The sequence below is a fragment of the Streptomyces sp. NPDC054786 genome (genome assembly GCF_053611685.1).
On sequence record NZ_JBSHAW010000002.1, the window covers coordinates 183,846 to 199,690 of the forward strand.

The 15,845-nt window shown below is 68.3% G+C and carries 18 protein-coding genes; 15 read left to right on the forward strand and 3 right to left on the reverse strand.

All coding sequences use genetic code 11. The features are described 5' to 3' along the window. Positions 1–138: 138 nt before the first annotated feature. The 11 genes from secY (at position 139) to truA (ending at position 8,106) form a co-directional block, all read left to right on the forward strand. Positions 139–1,452 carry a preprotein translocase subunit SecY gene (secY, locus tag ACWGI6_RS03200; RefSeq protein ID WP_453265866.1) on the forward strand — a complete coding sequence of 438 codons (1,314 nt, stop codon included), beginning with the start codon at positions 139–141 and terminating at the stop codon, positions 1,450–1,452. After that, entirely contained in the window at positions 1,452–2,108 is a 657-nt protein-coding gene (locus ACWGI6_RS03205; protein WP_453265867.1) for an adenylate kinase, read from the forward strand. Before secY ends, ACWGI6_RS03205 begins: the two co-directional genes overlap by 1 nt. Positions 2,109–2,231: 123 nt before the next feature. Further along, positions 2,232–3,068 (forward strand): type I methionyl aminopeptidase, encoded by an 837-nt coding sequence (map, locus tag ACWGI6_RS03210; protein ID WP_453265868.1) that lies wholly within the window; start codon positions 2,232–2,234, stop codon positions 3,066–3,068. Positions 3,069–3,279: 211 nt separating this feature from the next. Continuing rightward, entirely contained in the window at positions 3,280–3,501 is a 222-nt protein-coding gene (infA, locus tag ACWGI6_RS03215) for a translation initiation factor IF-1 (RefSeq protein WP_003956442.1), read from the forward strand. 60 nt (positions 3,502–3,561) lie between these two features. Continuing rightward, positions 3,562–3,675, forward strand: a complete 114-nt coding sequence (gene rpmJ / locus ACWGI6_RS03220; protein WP_003956441.1) for a 50S ribosomal protein L36 — start codon at positions 3,562–3,564, stop codon at positions 3,673–3,675. 198 nt (positions 3,676–3,873) lie between these two features. Then, entirely contained in the window at positions 3,874–4,254 is a 381-nt protein-coding gene (rpsM, locus tag ACWGI6_RS03225) for a 30S ribosomal protein S13 (protein ID WP_168479930.1), read from the forward strand. A 64-nt stretch (positions 4,255–4,318) separates the two neighbouring features. Continuing rightward, complete coding sequence (gene rpsK, locus ACWGI6_RS03230; RefSeq protein ID WP_004571845.1) at positions 4,319–4,723, forward strand: 30S ribosomal protein S11; 405 nt, start codon at positions 4,319–4,321, stop codon at positions 4,721–4,723. Between the two features lie 26 nt (positions 4,724–4,749). Then, the gene (gene rpsD / locus ACWGI6_RS03235) at positions 4,750–5,376 is read left to right on the forward strand and encodes a 30S ribosomal protein S4 (RefSeq protein ID WP_393906376.1); all 627 of its coding nucleotides are present in this window, start codon (positions 4,750–4,752) and stop codon (positions 5,374–5,376) included. Between the two features lie 109 nt (positions 5,377–5,485). Next, positions 5,486–6,508 (forward strand): DNA-directed RNA polymerase subunit alpha, encoded by a 1,023-nt coding sequence (locus ACWGI6_RS03240; RefSeq protein ID WP_003956430.1) that lies wholly within the window; start codon positions 5,486–5,488, stop codon positions 6,506–6,508. Positions 6,509–6,634: 126 nt separating this feature from the next. After that, positions 6,635–7,102 (forward strand): 50S ribosomal protein L17, encoded by a 468-nt coding sequence (gene rplQ, locus ACWGI6_RS03245; RefSeq protein ID WP_393906375.1) that lies wholly within the window; start codon positions 6,635–6,637, stop codon positions 7,100–7,102. A 149-nt stretch (positions 7,103–7,251) separates the two neighbouring features. Continuing rightward, complete coding sequence (gene truA, locus ACWGI6_RS03250; RefSeq protein WP_453265869.1) at positions 7,252–8,106, forward strand: tRNA pseudouridine(38-40) synthase TruA; 855 nt, start codon at positions 7,252–7,254, stop codon at positions 8,104–8,106. Between the two features lie 61 nt (positions 8,107–8,167). On the opposite strand, the gene ACWGI6_RS03255 is transcribed toward truA, so the two are convergent. After that, a complete protein-coding gene (locus tag ACWGI6_RS03255; RefSeq protein ID WP_453265870.1) occupies positions 8,168–9,040 on the reverse strand; it encodes a hypothetical protein in 873 nt (290 codons plus the stop codon). 56 nt (positions 9,041–9,096) lie between these two features. On the opposite strand from ACWGI6_RS03255, the gene ACWGI6_RS03260 reads away from it, so the two are divergent. The 4 genes from ACWGI6_RS03260 to glmM all read left to right on the forward strand — a co-directional run bounded on the left by ACWGI6_RS03260 (position 9,097) and on the right by glmM (position 13,651). Continuing rightward, positions 9,097–10,725 (forward strand): ABC-F family ATP-binding cassette domain-containing protein, encoded by a 1,629-nt coding sequence (locus ACWGI6_RS03260; protein WP_453265871.1) that lies wholly within the window; start codon positions 9,097–9,099, stop codon positions 10,723–10,725. Positions 10,726–11,152: 427 nt separating this feature from the next. Continuing rightward, on the forward strand, positions 11,153–11,596 hold the full coding sequence (gene rplM / locus ACWGI6_RS03265; protein WP_393487445.1) for a 50S ribosomal protein L13: 444 nt from the start codon (positions 11,153–11,155) through the stop codon (positions 11,594–11,596). Positions 11,597–11,639: 43 nt separating this feature from the next. Next, positions 11,640–12,152: a 30S ribosomal protein S9 gene (gene rpsI / locus ACWGI6_RS03270; RefSeq protein ID WP_453265872.1), complete on the forward strand. Its 513-nt coding sequence runs from the start codon at positions 11,640–11,642 to the stop codon at positions 12,150–12,152. 140 nt (positions 12,153–12,292) lie between these two features. Further along, positions 12,293–13,651 (forward strand): phosphoglucosamine mutase, encoded by a 1,359-nt coding sequence (glmM, locus tag ACWGI6_RS03275; protein ID WP_453265873.1) that lies wholly within the window; start codon positions 12,293–12,295, stop codon positions 13,649–13,651. A gap of 79 nt (positions 13,652–13,730) precedes the next feature. Here glmM and ACWGI6_RS03280 read toward each other — a convergent pair whose 3' ends face one another. Together ACWGI6_RS03280 and coaA are read right to left on the reverse strand one after the other, a co-directional pair. Beyond that, positions 13,731–14,669 (reverse strand): DUF389 domain-containing protein, encoded by a 939-nt coding sequence (locus ACWGI6_RS03280; protein ID WP_453265874.1) that lies wholly within the window; start codon positions 14,667–14,669, stop codon positions 13,731–13,733. Between the two features lie 13 nt (positions 14,670–14,682). Beyond that, complete coding sequence (coaA, locus tag ACWGI6_RS03285) at positions 14,683–15,666, reverse strand: type I pantothenate kinase (RefSeq protein WP_393906369.1); 984 nt, start codon at positions 15,664–15,666, stop codon at positions 14,683–14,685. Between the last annotated feature and the right edge of the window lie 179 nt (positions 15,667–15,845).

Genomic DNA, 15,845 nt, shown 5'->3' on the forward strand with positions numbered 1-15,845 from the left:
CATGCACTGTTATTTTTCGGGGCATGGCCCCGGAACCCCGCCGTACGAGCCCTGCCCGTGCGGTTCTGGCCGCCAAGTATTCGTCGATCCTCAAGACCGTCACCTCTCGCATTCAAGGCGAGGGGCGCAGGAGGCACCGTGCTCACCGCGTTCGCCCGAGCGTTCAAGACGCCCGACCTGCGCAAGAAGCTGCTGTTCACATTGGGCATCGTGGTGCTCTACCGGATCGGCGCACATGTCCCGGTCCCCGGGGTGAACTACGCGAACGTCGCGACCTGCATGAAGCAGGCCGGCGGCAACAGCGGGTTGTTCGCCCTGGTGAACATGTTCAGCGGTGGTGCGCTGCTGCAGATCACGATCTTCGCGCTGGGGATCATGCCGTACATCACGGCGAGCATCATCCTCCAGCTGCTGACCGTGGTGATTCCGCGGCTGGAAGCCCTCAAGAAAGAGGGGCAGTCCGGGCAGGGGAAGATCACCCAGTACACCCGCTATCTGACCGTGGCGCTCGCCATCCTGCAGGGCACCGGCCTGGTGGCCACCGCCCGCAGTGGTGCGCTCTTCCAGAGCTGCCCGGTCGCCAGCGAGATCGTGCCCAGCGACTCGATCTTCACCACCATCACGATGGTCATCACGATGACCGCCGGCACCGGCCTGATCATGTGGCTCGGTGAACTCGTCACCGACCGCGGCATCGGCAACGGCATGTCGATCCTGATGTTCATCTCGATCGCTGCCGGCTTCCCGGGCGCGCTGTGGCAGATCAAGCTCACCGGCAAGCTGGCCGACGGCTGGATCGAGTTCTTCGCGGTGATCGCGGTGGGCCTGGCGATGGTCGCCCTGGTGGTCTTCGTCGAGCAGGCCCAGCGGCGCATCCCGGTGCAGTACGCGAAGCGGATGATCGGCCGCCGGTCCTATGGCGGTACGTCCACGTACATCCCGCTCAAGGTGAATCAGGCGGGTGTGATTCCCGTCATCTTCGCGTCATCGCTGCTCTACATTCCAGCCCTCGTTGCACAGTTCAGCGGGTCGAAGGCGGCATGGGCGACGTGGATCGCCACCAACTTCACCAAGGGAAATCACCCGGTTTACATCGTTACGTACTTCCTGCTGATCGTGTTCTTCGCCTTCTTCTACGTCGCCATCAGCTTCAACCCCGAAGAAGTTGCCGACAACATGAAGAAGTATGGTGGCTTCATCCCGGGTATCCGGGCTGGTCGCCCGACGGCCGAGTACCTCAGCTACGTGCTCAACCGGATCACGTGGCCGGGCTCGCTGTACCTGGGGCTGATCGCGCTCGTACCAACAGTGGCGTTGGTGCTTTTCAACGCGAACCAGAATTTCCCGTTCGGCGGGACGAGCATCCTCATCATCGTGGGTGTGGGCCTGGAGACCGTGAAGCAGATCGAGAGCCAGCTTCAGCAGCGCAACTACGAAGGGTTCCTCCGCTGATGCGAATCGTCCTCGTCGGACCCCCGGGGGCCGGCAAGGGTACGCAGGCTGCGTACCTTGCCAAGAACCTCGAGATCCCGCACATCTCCACGGGGGACCTGTTCCGCGCCAACATCAGCCAGGGCACGCCCCTCGGCCGCGAGGCGAAGTCGTACATGGACGCCGGCAATCTGGTGCCCGACTCGGTCACCATCGCGATGGCCGAGGACCGTATGGAACAGCCCGACGCGGCCAATGGTTTCCTCCTGGACGGCTTCCCGCGCAACCTTGGCCAGGCCAAGGCGCTGGACGAGTACCTCAAGGACAAGGGCCTCAAGCTGGACGCCGTCCTGGACCTGGAGGTCCCGGAGGACGAGGTCGTCAAGCGGATCGCCGGCCGGCGCATCTGCCGCCGCGACAGCAGCCATGTCTTCCACGCCGAGTACAACAAGCCGGAGTGCGAGGGTGTCTGCGACACCTGCGACGGCGAGCTGTACCAGCGGGACGACGACCGCGAGGAGACCGTGCGCAAGCGGCTGGAGGTCTACCACACGGAGACCGAGCCGATCATCGACTACTACAAGGACCAGGACCTGGTCGTCACCATCCCGGCAATGGGGAAGGTCGACGAGGTCACCCGGCGGGCCATGGCGGCCCTGCCGTCCCGGGACGCGTAGCACCGCACGGCTTCCGATACGGCCGCGGTCCCCGCAAGGGGTACCGCGGCCGTATCGTGTACGGGGCGGTCGTGATGACCGCCGGACAAGCGTTGTAGTCGGTTCAGGAAGGCGCCAGCCGTAATGGTGGAGATCAAGACCCCCGAGCAGATCGCGAAGATGCGCGAGGCGGGGCTGGTGGTCGCCGCCATTCACGCGGCGACCCGGAAGGCCGCGGTGCCCGGCGCCACGACCAAGGACCTGGACGACGCCGCACGCAAGGTGCTCGCCGAGCACGGAGCGAAGTCGAACTTCCTCGGTTACGGCGGCTTCCCCGCGACGATCTGCACCTCGGTCAACGATGTCGTGGTCCACGGCATCCCCGACACCGAGACGGTGCTGCAGGACGGCGACATCATCTCCATCGACTGCGGCGCGATCATCGACGGCTGGCACGGCGACGCGGCGTACACCGCCTTCGTCGGGTCCGGTCACTCGGCAGAGCTGGTCGAGCTGAGCCGGGTCACCGAGGAGTCGATGTGGGCGGGCATCGCGGCGGTCGCCAAGGGCAACCGGCTGGTCGACATCTCCAAGGCGATCGAGGGCTACATCCGCCGCCAGCCGCGGCCGGCCGGCGGTAAGTACGGCATCGTCGAGGACTACGGCGGCCACGGCATCGGCTCGCAGATGCACATGGACCCGCATCTGCTGAACTACGTCGACCGCAAGCGCGGCCGCGGACCGAAGCTGGTGCCCGGCTTCTGCATCGCCATCGAGCCGATGGTCAATCTCGGCACGGCCAAGACCCACGTCCTCGACGACGACTGGACGGTCAAGTCGAACGACGGCAGCTGGTCCTCGCACTGGGAGCACTCGGTCGCGCTGACCGAGGATGGCCCGCTGGTGCTGACCGCGCCGGACGGCGGCAAGGCCAAGCTGGCCGAGCTGGGCATCACCACGGCGCCCGACCCTTCCGCTTAAGGGCCGGGGGAGCCCGCCCCACCGCCTGAGCCGACCGCTCCGGAGAGGGCGGTGGCGTAATGATCTCCCAGGGTGGGCAATAATCCTGGATTCGTCTTTTCCTAGGCACTGGCGTAGACTGACGCGTCGGCTCTCGTGCATCCGTATGCCCTCTTGGTTGAGGGCGAGGTGCGGGAGTGTCGATCAAGGTAGCCGATTCGAAGGGCGAAGCGTGGCCAAGAAGCAAGGTGCCATCGAAATCGAGGGCACCGTGATCGAGTCCCTCCCGAACGCCATGTTCAAGGTGGAGCTCCAGAACGGTCACAAGGTCCTCGCGCACATCAGCGGCAAGATGCGGATGCACTACATCCGTATCCTCCCGGATGACCGGGTCGTGGTGGAGCTTTCTCCGTACGACCTGACGCGTGGCCGGATCGTCTACCGCTACAAGTAGATCTTGTCGGCGCCCCGCTCCCGTGGGGTGACGGCACTGACCCGGAGAACCTCACATCCCATGAAGGTCAAGCCGAGCGTCAAGAAGATCTGCGACAAGTGCAAGGTGATCCGCCGTCACGGCCGGGTCATGGTCATCTGCGACAACCTGCGCCACAAGCAGCGCCAGGGCTGACGCACGCCGACCACCTGCATTTCGCAGTTTTCGCGCGACGCAATCACATACGTACATACGCAGTCACCCGACCCCCGCATCACTCGCGTGGGGACGACACCCCCGGCTCGGAGGCCGGGGACCCGGCTCGTAATTCTGCAGAGTCTTACGGGAACGGTGCTGCGGAAGACCTCCGAATAGCCATCAGGAGCCACATCAATGGCACGCCTCGCAGGCGTTGATCTCCCGCGCGAAAAGCGTGTGGAGGTCGCCCTCACCTACGTCTTCGGTATCGGGCGGACGCTGTCGCAGCAGACCCTCGCCGCCACCGGCGTGGACCCGAACACCCGTGTTCGCGACCTGGCCGAGGAAGACCTCGTCAAGATCCGCGAGTTCGTGGACAACAACCTCAAGACCGAGGGTGACCTCCGTCGCGAGATCCAGGCCGACATCCGCCGCAAGGTCGAGATCGGCTGCTACCAGGGTCTGCGTCACCGCCGCGGTCTGCCGGTGCACGGTCAGCGCACCAGCACGAACGCCCGTACCCGCAAGGGTCCGCGTCGCGCGATCGCCGGCAAGAAGAAGCCGGGCAAGAAGTAGTCCTCAGCAGGACGCTCATCAGCGGTCTTCGCTGTAGGACCGACCACCTCCACGGGAGTAATGAATGCCTCCGAAGGGCCGTACGGCCGGCGCCAAGAAGGTGCGCCGCAAGGAGAAGAAGAACGTTGCCCACGGGCACGCTCACATCAAGAGCACGTTCAACAACACGATCGTTTCGATCACGGACCCCACGGGCAACGTGATCTCTTGGGCCTCTGCCGGCCACGTCGGCTTCAAGGGCTCGCGCAAGTCCACCCCCTTCGCCGCGCAGATGGCCGCCGAGTCGGCCGCCCGCCGCGCGCAGGAGCACGGCATGCGCAAGGTCGACGTCTTCGTCAAGGGTCCCGGCTCCGGCCGTGAGACCGCGATCCGCTCCCTCCAGGCCACCGGCCTCGAGGTGGGTTCGATCCAGGACGTCACCCCCACTCCGCACAACGGATGCCGCCCGCCCAAGCGCCGCCGCGTCTGACCAGCTGAAGTAGGAGACAAAACAATATGGCGCGTTACACCGGGGCCGACTGCAAGCGTTGCCGTCGGGAGAAGCAGAAGCTCTTCCTCAAGGGGAGCAAGTGCGAGAGCGCAAAGTGCCCGATCGAGATTCGTCCTTACCCCCCGGGTGAGCACGGTCGCGGGCGCACCAAGGACAGCGAGTACCTGCTCCAGCTTCGTGAGAAGCAGAAGTGCAGCCGTATCTACGGTGTCCTGGAGAAGCAGTTCGTGAACTACTACAAGGAAGCGAACCAGAAGACCGGCAAGACCGGTGAGAACCTTCTGCGCATCCTTGAGACTCGTCTCGACAACGTGGTCTACCGGGCCGGCTTCGCCAAGTCCCGCGACCACGCCCGTCAGCTGGTCCGTCACGGACACATCACCGTGAACGGCCGCAAGACCGACATTCCGTCGGCTCGGGTGGCTGCGAACGACATCATCGAGGTCCGCGAGAACTCTCGGAACCTGACCCCGTTCGCGGTGGCGCAGGCCGAGGCGGGCGACAGGACCGTTCCGGCCTGGCTGGAAGCGATCCCGTCGAATCTCCGGATCCTCGTGCACAGCATGCCCGAGCGCCAGGTGATCGACACCCAGGTGCAGGAGCAGCTGATCGTTGAGCTCTACTCCAAGTAAGAGCTGACCGGTGGGGGCGGTACGGAGCCAATGGCGCCGTGCCGCCCGTACCCTTGTCAGTACAGCGGACGTCAAATAGCGGGCGTCCACGACTGAAGGATCGAACACCATGCTGATTGCTCAGCGTCCCTCGTTGACCGAAGAGGTCGTCGACGAATACCGCTCCCGGTTCGTGATCGAGCCGCTGGAGCCGGGCTTCGGCTACACCCTCGGCAACTCCCTGCGTCGTACCCTCCTGTCCTCGATTCCGGGTGCGGCGGTCACGTCCATCCGCATCGACGGTGTCCTGCACGAGTTCACCACCGTGCCGGGCGTCAAGGAGGACGTCACCGACCTCATCCTCAACATCAAGCAGCTGGTCGTCTCCTCGGAGCACGACGAGCCGGTCGTGATGTACCTGCGCAAGCAGGGCCCCGGCCTGGTCACCGCTGCTGACATCGCCCCGCCGGCCGGTGTCGAGGTGCACAACCCGGACCTGGTCCTCGCCACCCTCAACGGCAAGGGCAAGCTGGAGATGGAGCTGACCGTCGAGCGCGGTCGCGGCTATGTCTCCGCCGTCCAGAACAAGCAGGTGGGCCAGGAGATCGGCCGTATCCCGGTCGACTCCATCTACTCGCCGGTGCTCAAGGTCACGTACAAGGTCGAGGCGACCCGTGTCGAGCAGCGCACCGACTTCGACAAGCTGATCGTCGACGTCGAGACCAAGCAGGCCATGCGCCCGCGTGACGCCATGGCGTCCGCCGGTAAGACCCTGGTCGAGCTGTTCGGTCTGGCGCGTGAGCTCAACATCGACGCCGAGGGCATCGACATGGGCCCGTCCCCCACGGACGCCGCCCTGGCCGCCGACCTGGCGCTGCCGATCGAGGAGCTGGAGCTCACGGTCCGCTCGTACAACTGCCTCAAGCGTGAGGGCATCCACTCCGTGGGTGAGCTCGTGGCGCGCTCCGAGGCCGACCTGCTCGACATCCGCAACTTCGGTGCGAAGTCGATCGACGAGGTCAAGGCGAAGCTGGCCGGCATGGGCCTGGCCCTCAAGGACAGCCCGCCCGGATTCGACCCGACCGCCGCCGCCGACGCCTTCGGCGCGGACGACGACGCGGACGCCGGGTTCGTGGAGACCGAGCAGTACTGAGTTTGTCCGTCCGGGGCCCGGGCCGTGTCCCGGGCCTCAGACGTGTGATCTTCCGCGGGGCGCCCGCCTCGTGGGAACTGACACCGGTACCTGATACGGCCGGTGCAGCAAAGAAGGAGAAACACCATGCCGAAGCCCGCCAAGGGTGCCCGTCTGGGCGGCAGCGCTGCGCACGAGCGTCTGATGCTGCGCAACCTGGCCACCGCGCTCTTCGAGCACGGCCGCATCACGACGACCGAGGCCAAGGCCCGTCGTCTGCGTCCGTACTCGGAGCGTCTGGTGACCAAGGCGAAGAAGGGCGACCTTCACAACCGCCGTCAGGTCATGCAGCTGATCTCGGACAAGAGCGTCGTGCACACGCTCTTCACGGAGATCGCCCCGCGGTTCGAGAACCGTCCGGGTGGCTACACCCGCATCACCAAGATCGGTAACCGTCGTGGCGACAACGCTCCCATGGCTGTCATTGAGCTGGTGGAGGCGCTGACCGTGGCCCAGCAGGCCACCGGTGAGGCCGAGGCCGCGACCAAGCGTGCGGCCAAGGACGCGGAGGCGGCCGAGGCCGCCGAGGTGACCGAGGAGTCGAAGGACGCCTGAGTCCTGCCTTGCGTGAGCGGGTCCGCCCTTCGGGGCGGGCCCGCTTTCGTGTGCGCGGGCGGGTTCCGGCGGGTGGCGGCGGGGCCGCTGTGACCACGGGTTTCGCCCGTGCGGAAGGACTGCCCACGGTGTGAGGGAGGATTGCTGTCGTGAGTGACGAAGTGGAGCCCGGGTTCGTCCGGGTGCGGATGGACCTTTCCTACGACGGAAAGGACTTCTCCGGGTGGGCGAAGCAGGCCGGTGGCCGGCGGACCGTGCAGGGGGAGATCGAGGACGCGCTGCGGACGGTGACACGGTCCGGACAGACGTATGAGCTCACCGTGGCTGGGCGGACGGACGCGGGGGTGCATGCGCGGGGGCAGGTGGCGCACGTGGACCTGCCGGAGGCGGTGTGGGCCGAGCACCGGGACAAGTTGCTGCGGCGGCTGGCCGGGCGGCTCCCGAAGGATGTGCGGGTGTGGCGGCTGGCCGAGGCGCCGTACGGGTTCAATGCGCGGTTCTCGGCGATCTGGCGGCGGTATGCGTACCGGGTGACCGATCACCACGGGGGCGTGGACCCGCTGCTGCGCGGCCATGTGCTGTGGCACGACTGGGAACTGGACGTCGACGCCATGAACGAGGCCTCGCGGCCGCTGCTGGGGGAGCACGACTTCGCGGCGTACTGCAAGCGGCGGGAAGGCGCGACGACGATCCGTACGCTGCAGGAGCTGAGCTGGACGCGCGGGGCGGACGGGATCATCACGGCGACCGTGCGGGCGGATGCCTTCTGCCACAACATGGTGCGGTCGCTGGTGGGGGCGATGCTGTTCGTCGGCGACGGGCACCGGCCGGTGGAGTGGCCCGGGAAGGTGCTGGCCGCCGGGGTACGGGACTCCGCCGTCCATGTCGTACGGCCGCACGGGCTGACGCTGGAGGAGGTCGGCTACCCGGCCGATGAGCTGCTGATGGCGCGCAACCAGGAGGCGCGGAACAAGCGGACGCTGCCCGGGGGCGGCTGCTGCTGAGCGGTGTCCTGACCGGCTTCGGTGGTGGCGCCGCCGGGAAGGGCGGCGCCACCGAAGGCGGTCAGGACTTGCCGGCCTTCTTCCGGGCGTCCTGCAGCTGCTGCTCGGCGACCTTCGCGGCCTGGTCCTTGCCGCGCTGGGTGATCTGGCTGAACGCATAGGCGCCGCCGTCCCGGGCGATCTGCCGGGCCTTGGTCTCGGTGCCGGTGACGTCCTTGCCGTTGAGGTAGCCGGCGATCGTGAAGTAGGCGTAGCGGCCGGTGGCGTTGGTCGCCATCCGGCACTTCGTGCCCTGGCAGAAGTCCGCGGGGACGCCACCGCCGGGCAGCGGCATGAGGTTGGCCTTGTTCTCGTTCATGACCTTGGCGGCGTTGGCGGGCGAATCGAAGACCGCGATGCCGATGGTGACCGCGACGCCGCCCTTGGCGTACGTGGCGCGCAGCAGCTGCCTGCAGCCGTTGTGGGACAGCGAGGAAACGAGCGGTCCCTGGGCGGCGGCGGTGCAGTCCTTGGCGGTGGCGGTCTTGGTGCGCGGATAGGTGTGCTCGCCGACGACCATGCTCTTCTGCGGGAAGAGGGTGGCCGGGGTGAGCGGCGCCCTGTCCTTCTTGGGGTCGGAGATGTAGTCCCGCGGGTTGGGCGGGGGCGGCACGGAGACGTCGGGGAAGGACGGCTTGTCGTCCGGCGCCGCGGCCTGGTCGGACGCCGTGGGCGACGCCGTCGGTTTGCCGCCCGACGAACCACCGCCGCCGGCCATGACGGCGACGCTGACGATGCCGGCCACCGCGAGGGCCGCCAGTACTCCGCCGCCGATCCACAGCCGGCGTTTGTGGCGGGACTGCGCCTCGCTCTCCTCGGCGAGTGCACCCCAGTCCGGAGTGGACGACGAAGAACCCCCGGGGCCGTCGAACGGCCCCCCTTGCCCAAAGCTCATGCCGCGCATCCTAATGGGGTTGGTGGAACGCTTGGAGGCCGGTCACAATCCCGTCCATGGGACATCTTGAGGCCGGACATCTGGAGTACTACCTGCCGGACGGGAGGGTCCTGCTGGGAGATGTGTCCTTCCGGGTGGGGGAAGGCGCGTCGGTGGCGTTGGTGGGAGCCAATGGGGCGGGCAAGACGACGCTGCTGCGGCTGATCGCGGGGGAGCTGCAGCCGCACGGCGGGGCGGTGACGGTCAGCGGCGGGCTGGGCGTGATGCCGCAGTTCGTGGGATCCGTACGGGACGAGCGCACGGTGCGTGACCTGCTGGTCTCCGTGGCGCAGCCGCGGATCAGGGAGGCGGCGGCCGCGGTGGACGCCGCCGAGCTGGCGATCATGACCGCCGATGACGAAGCCGCGCAGATGACCTATGCCCAGGCGCTCAGCGACTGGGCCGAGGCGCGCGGCTACGAGGCCGAGACGGCCTGGGACATCTGCACGACGGCAGCCCTGGGGATGCCGTACGAGAAGGCGCAGTGGCGGCAGGTGCGCACGCTGTCCGGGGGCGAGCAGAAGCGGCTGGTGCTGGAGTCACTGCTGCGCGGCACGGACGAGGTGCTGCTGCTGGACGAGCCGGACAACTATCTGGATGTGCCGGGCAAGCGGTGGCTGGAGGAGCAGCTGCGGGCGACCCGTAAGACGGTGTTGTTCGTCTCGCACGACCGGGAGCTGCTGGCCCGTGCCGCGGAGAAGATCGTCAGCGTCGAGCCGGGGCCCGCGGGCTCCGACGTATGGGTGCACGGCGGGGGCTTCGACACCTACCACGACGCGCGCAAGGAGCGCTTCGCCCGCTTCGAGGAGCTGCGGCGGCGCTGGGACGAGAAGCATGCGCAGCTGAAGAAGCTGGTGATCTCGCTGCGGCAGGCGGCCTCGGTCAGCCATGAGCTGGCCTCGCGCTATGCGGCGGCGCAGACCCGGCTGCGGAAGTTCGAGGAGGCCGGGCCGCCGCCGGAGCCGCCGCGCGAGCAGGACATCACCATGCGGCTGCGCGGCGGGCGCACCGGCGTACGGGCCCTCACCTGTGAGGGCCTGGAGCTGACCGGCCTGATGAGGCCGTTCGACCTGGAGATCTTCTATGGCGAGCGGGTCGCGGTCCTCGGCTCCAACGGCTCCGGGAAGTCCCACTTCCTGCGCCTGCTGGCCGGGGACGAGCAGAACCCCGTCCCGCACACCGGGGCGTGGAAGCTGGGGGCCAGGGTCGTCCCCGGTCACTTCGCGCAGACCCACGCCCACCCCGAGCTGCTGGGCCGCACCCTGCTCGACATCCTGTGGACCGAGCACGCCAGGGACAAGGGGCAGGCCATGTCGGCGCTGCGCCGCTACGAGCTGGAGAAGCAGGCCGAGCAGCGTTTCGAGCGGCTCTCCGGCGGCCAGCAGGCACGCTTCCAGATCCTGCTGCTGGAGCTGTCCGGCACGACCGCCCTGCTGCTCGACGAGCCGACGGACAACCTGGACCTGGAGTCGGCGGAGGCGCTGCAGGAGGGGCTGGAGGCGTACGAGGGGACGGTGGTGGCGGTGACGCACGACCGGTGGTTCGCGCGGTCCTTCGACCGGTTCCTGGTGTTCGGCTCGGACGGGAGGGTCCGGGAGACGGCGGAGCCGGTGTGGGACGAGCGACGGGTGGCGCGGGAGCGGTAGGGCGCGCCGGTGGTGTCCGGGGGCGGCGGCGCGCCGGTGGTGGCCCCGGGAGCGCCGGCGGCGCATCGGTGTCGTTGCGCTGGTGACGCCTGAGACGGTGCGGGTGGGTACCGTGTGGCGGCCGATACCCTCGGTGACCGGGGAGGCGTCGGCGGGCCGATACCGCACGCCGGTTCGGGGGGCGTTTTGACCCCACCGGGGCCGGGCCGGTATTCTGCCTGTTCGTTATGCGTATTGGCTTGCTCTATCTCACGTGAGGGGGCCCTTACGCGGTCCACCGGGCCGATGACCAGCGACGGACGATCGGGTTGCGTCACCCGTAGTGCCGCTCCTGCTGGTGTGATCGATCGTGGTGACCAGTACAGGACCCTTCCCCCAGGTCTCACGGCCAGGGGATACCCCACCTCTGAAGAAGCGAAGGCTAACCGTGCGTACGTTCAGCCCCAAGCCCGGCGATGTCCAGCGCCAGTGGCACATCATTGACGCGCAGGACGTTGTCCTGGGCCGTCTGGCCAGCCAGGCCGCGTCCCTCCTGCGGGGTAAGCACAAGCCCGTTTACGCGCCGCACGTTGACATGGGCGACTTCGTCATCATCGTCAACGCCGACAAGGTGCACCTGTCCGGCAACAAGCGGTCCCAGAAGATGGCTTACCGCCACTCGGGCTTCCCGGGTGGTCTGCGCTCCGTCCGCTACGACGAGCTGCTCGACAAGAACCCCGAGAAGGCCGTCGAGAAGGCCATCAAGGGCATGCTCCCCAAGAACACCCTCGGCCGTCAGATGCTCTCGAAGCTGAAGGTCTACGCGGGCGCCGAGCACCCGCACGCTGCGCAGCAGCCGGTCCCGTTCGAGATCACCCAGGTCGCGCAGTAAGTCCGGCCACCCCCTAAGACGACAGAGAATTCTGAGGAGCATCGTGGCCGAGACCACTCCCGAGACCGTCATCGAGAACGACGACGCCGTCGAGGAATACACCACTGAGACCGAGGTCGTGGAGTCGGAGTACACCTCCGAGTCCCTCGCCTCCCGCTTCGGCGACCCGCAGCCGGCCGCCGGCCTGGGCCGTCGCAAGAACGCCATCGCCCGCGTCCGGATCGTTCCGGGCACCGGCCAGTGGAAGATCAACGGTCGCACCCTTGAGGGCTACTTCCCCAACAAGGTGCACCAGCAGGAAGTCAACGAGCCCTTCAAGGTGCTCGAGCTCGACAACCGCTACGACGTTGTCGCCCGCATCTCCGGCGGCGGCATCTCCGGCCAGGCCGGTGCGCTGCGCCTGGGCGTGGCCCGTGCGCTGAACGAGGCGGACGTCGACAACAACCGCGGCACGCTGAAGAAGGCCGGGTTCCTCAAGCGTGACGACCGTGCGGTCGAGCGCAAGAAGGCCGGTCTGAAGAAGGCCCGTAAGGCGCCGCAGTACAGCAAGCGCTAACCGCGCGCTGCACCATGCAGCTCTTGGCGAACGCCCCGGTGGCACCATTCCGTGCTGCCGGGGCGTTCGGCTATCCGGGACCAGGGGCGTATACCTGGACTTAATGCTCTGGTCCAAGCTCATCTACTCGGAGGACACCAGTGGGACGACTCTTCGGCACGGACGGTGTGCGCGGCGTCGCCAATGCGGATCTGACGGCGGAGCTGGCGCTCGGTCTGTCGGTCGCTGCGGCGCATGTACTCGCCGAAGTGGGCACCTTCGAAGGTCACCGGCCGGTGGCGGTGGTCGGACGCGATCCACGCGCGTCCGGGGAGTTCCTGGAGGCCGCGGTCGTCGCGGGCCTGGCCAGCGCCGGCGTGGACGTGCTGCGGGTGGGTGTACTCCCGACCCCGGCGGTCGCGTATCTGACCGGCTCGCTCGGCGCGGACCTCGGCGTGATGCTCTCCGCCAGCCACAACCCGATGCCCGACAACGGCATCAAGTTCTTCGCCCGCGGCGGTCACAAGCTCGCCGACGAGCTGGAGGACCGCATCGAGCAGACCTACCGCGCACACAGCTCCGGTGAGCCCTGGGAGCGGCCGACCGGCGCCGGCGTGGGCCGGGTCACCGTCTACGACGAGGGCTTCGACAACTATGTCGCGCATCTCGTCGGCGTCCTGCCCAACCGTCTGGACGGGCTGAAGATCGTCATCGACGGTGCCCACGGTGCGGCGGCGCGGGTCTCGCCCGAGGCCTTTGCGCGGGCCGGCGCCGATGTCATCACGCTCGGCACCGACCCCGACGGCCTGAACATCAACGACGGTTGTGGCTCCACCCACCTCCAGCTGCTGCGTGCGGCCGTGGTCGAGCACGGCGCCGACCTCGGCGTCGCCCACGACGGTGACGCGGACCGCTGCCTGGCCGTGGACCACGAGGGCAACGAGGTCGACGGCGACCAGATCCTGGCCGTCCTCGCCGTCGGGATGCGCGACGCGGGGATGCTGCGCAAGAACACCGCCGTCGCCACCGTGATGTCCAACCTGGGCTTCAAGCTCGCCATGGAGCGCGAGGGCATCGGCCTCGTCCAGACCGCGGTCGGCGACCGGTACGTCCTGGAGGAGATGAAGGCGCACGGCTTCGCGCTGGGCGGTGAGCAGTCCGGGCACGTGATCGTGCTGGACCATGCCACCACCGGTGACGGCACCCTGACCGGTCTGATGCTGGGGGCCCGGGTCGCCGCGACCGGCCGGACGCTGGCCGAGCTCGCGGGCGTCATGGAGCGGCTGCCGCAGATCCTCATCAACGTCCCCGACGTCGACAGGTCGCGGGTGACCAGCTCTCACGAGCTGACCGCGGCGGTCGCCGAGGCGGAGCACGAACTGGGCGCCACCGGGCGGGTGCTGCTGCGGCCGTCCGGCACGGAGCCGCTGGTGCGGGTGATGGTGGAGGCCGCGGACATCGAGCAGGCGCGGGCGGTGGCCGAGCGGCTGGCCGACGCGGTGAAGTCGGCGCTCGGCTAGACCCTGACCTTCCGGCCCTGCCCGGCGGCGGCACTGTCCGGCGTCGGGCAGGGCCGTTGCCGTTGCCGGCCGGACCTCGCTAGTGCGGCCGCGGCCCGGTGCCGTGCCGGGCCCACAGCAGCTTCTGGGTGGTCAGCGTCAGGGTGCCCGCCAGGAGGATGCCCACGAGGTTCAGCAGCAGCTGCTCCATGGAGTGCCAGGCCTGGCCGTACTCCTGGTAGCCGATGGCGACCGCGGCGTTGGCGGCGGCCGGGACGGTGGTCACGGAGATCGCCACCCCGACCAGGGCGCCCGACTTCGCGGACGTCAGTGACAGCACCCCGGCGATACCGGCGAGCACGGCGACGACGAACGAGAACCAGTCGGGCCGGTAGATGAAGTTGGTGTTCGGCCGGTCGGCCGCCAGGTCCTCGGCGTGGAAGAGGCCCACCGCGTCCATGAAGAGGCTGAAGCCCACCGTCACCACCATCGCCACCGCGAACCCCACGAGCAGCGCCACCAGGGAGCGCCAGGCCAGCCGTGGGGCCCGCCGGACGAGCGCGGTGCAGACACCGGCGAGCGGGCCGAACTCCGGGCCCACGGCCATCGCGCCGACGATCAGGATCGCGTTGTCGAGGACCACACCGCAGGCCGCGATCATCGTGGCGACCGTCAGGAACGCCAGGTAGGTCGCGGAGAGCGTGGACTCCTCGTGGGTGGCCTCGGTCAGCGACTCCCACAGCACGGCGTCGACGCCCTCGCCGGGGGCGTCGTCCGCCGCCCGGTCGGCCTGCCGGGACAGCGACAGATCGATGTTCTCCAGCGCGATCGAACCGGTCCGGTCCAGCTCCATCGCCCGGAGATGGGCCAGCAGACCGTCGGCGGCCTCCCGTGCGACATCGCACATCACGACATCGCCCTGCGGGTCGCGGGCCGCCCCGGTCAGCACCACCAGATGGGTCGCTCCGACGGTCGTCTCCAGCAGCCGGAACACCTCGTCCGTACGGTCCGCGGGGACGATCAGGCGTAGATGCAGCACGGCGGGCGACTCCCTAGAGCTTGCGCAACGACAGCCGCTGCACCTTGTGGTCAGGACCCTTGCGCAGCACCAGGTTGGCGCGGCCGCGGGTGGGGGCGACGTTCTGTTGCAGGTTGGGCTTGTTGACGGTGCGCCAGATCATGCGGGCGTAGTCGAGGGCCTCGTCCTCGGAGACCTGGGTGTACTTGCGGAAGTACGAGAACGGGTTCTGGAAGGCCGTCTCGCGCAGCTTGCGGAAGCGGCCGAGGTACCACTTCTCGATGTCCGCGGTGCGGGCGTCGACGTAGACGGAGAAGTCGAAGAAGTCGGCGAGCCCGAGGCGGGTGCGGCCGTCCTTGCCGGGCAGCGCCGGCTGCAGGACGTTCAGGCCCTCGACGATGAGGATGTCCGGGCGGTGCACGGTCAGCCGCTCGCCGGGCACGATGTCGTAGATCAGGTGGGAGTAGACGGGCGCGGTGACCTCGGCCTTGCCGGACTTCACATCGGCGACGAAGCGGGTCAGTGCCCGCCGGTCGTACGACTCCGGGAAGCCCTTACGGGACATCAGGCCGCGGCGGTGCAGCTCGGCGTTGGGGAAGAGGAACCCGTCGGTGGTGACCAGCTCGACCCGCGGATGCTCGGGCCAGCGGGCCAGCAGCGCCTGCAGCAGCCGCGCGGTGGTGGACTTCCCGACCGCCACGCTGCCCGCGACCCCGATGACGAACGGGGTGCCGGGCTGGGGGCCGCCGCCCACGTCGCCGAGGAAGGTGTTCAGCGCGCCACGCAGATTGCTGGTGGCGCCGACATAGAGGTTGAGGAGCCGGGACAGCGGGAGGTAGACATCGCGTACCTCGTCGAGGTCGATGACATCGCCCAGGCCCCGCAGACGTTCGACCTCGTCGGCCGTCAGGGGCAGCGGGGTCTTCTCCCGCAGGGCACTCCACTGCGCGCGCGTCAGATCGACGTACGGAGAGCTGTCGGCGCGGCGTCGTTGCTGCGGATCGGTCGTCAGGGGCACGCGCCCATTGTGCGCAGCTGCCACACGCCGTTCATCTCGGGGTGCCCCGGCCGGGGCCTTCGGCGAGCGGCTTGTGGACGTCGGGGCGGGCTTGGGTGTTTCTCGCCCCGGCTGTCTGTACCCGAGGGATTTTGCCCGGTACGGTCGGCGGCGGGGAGCGGCCCGACTGCGGGCCGTGG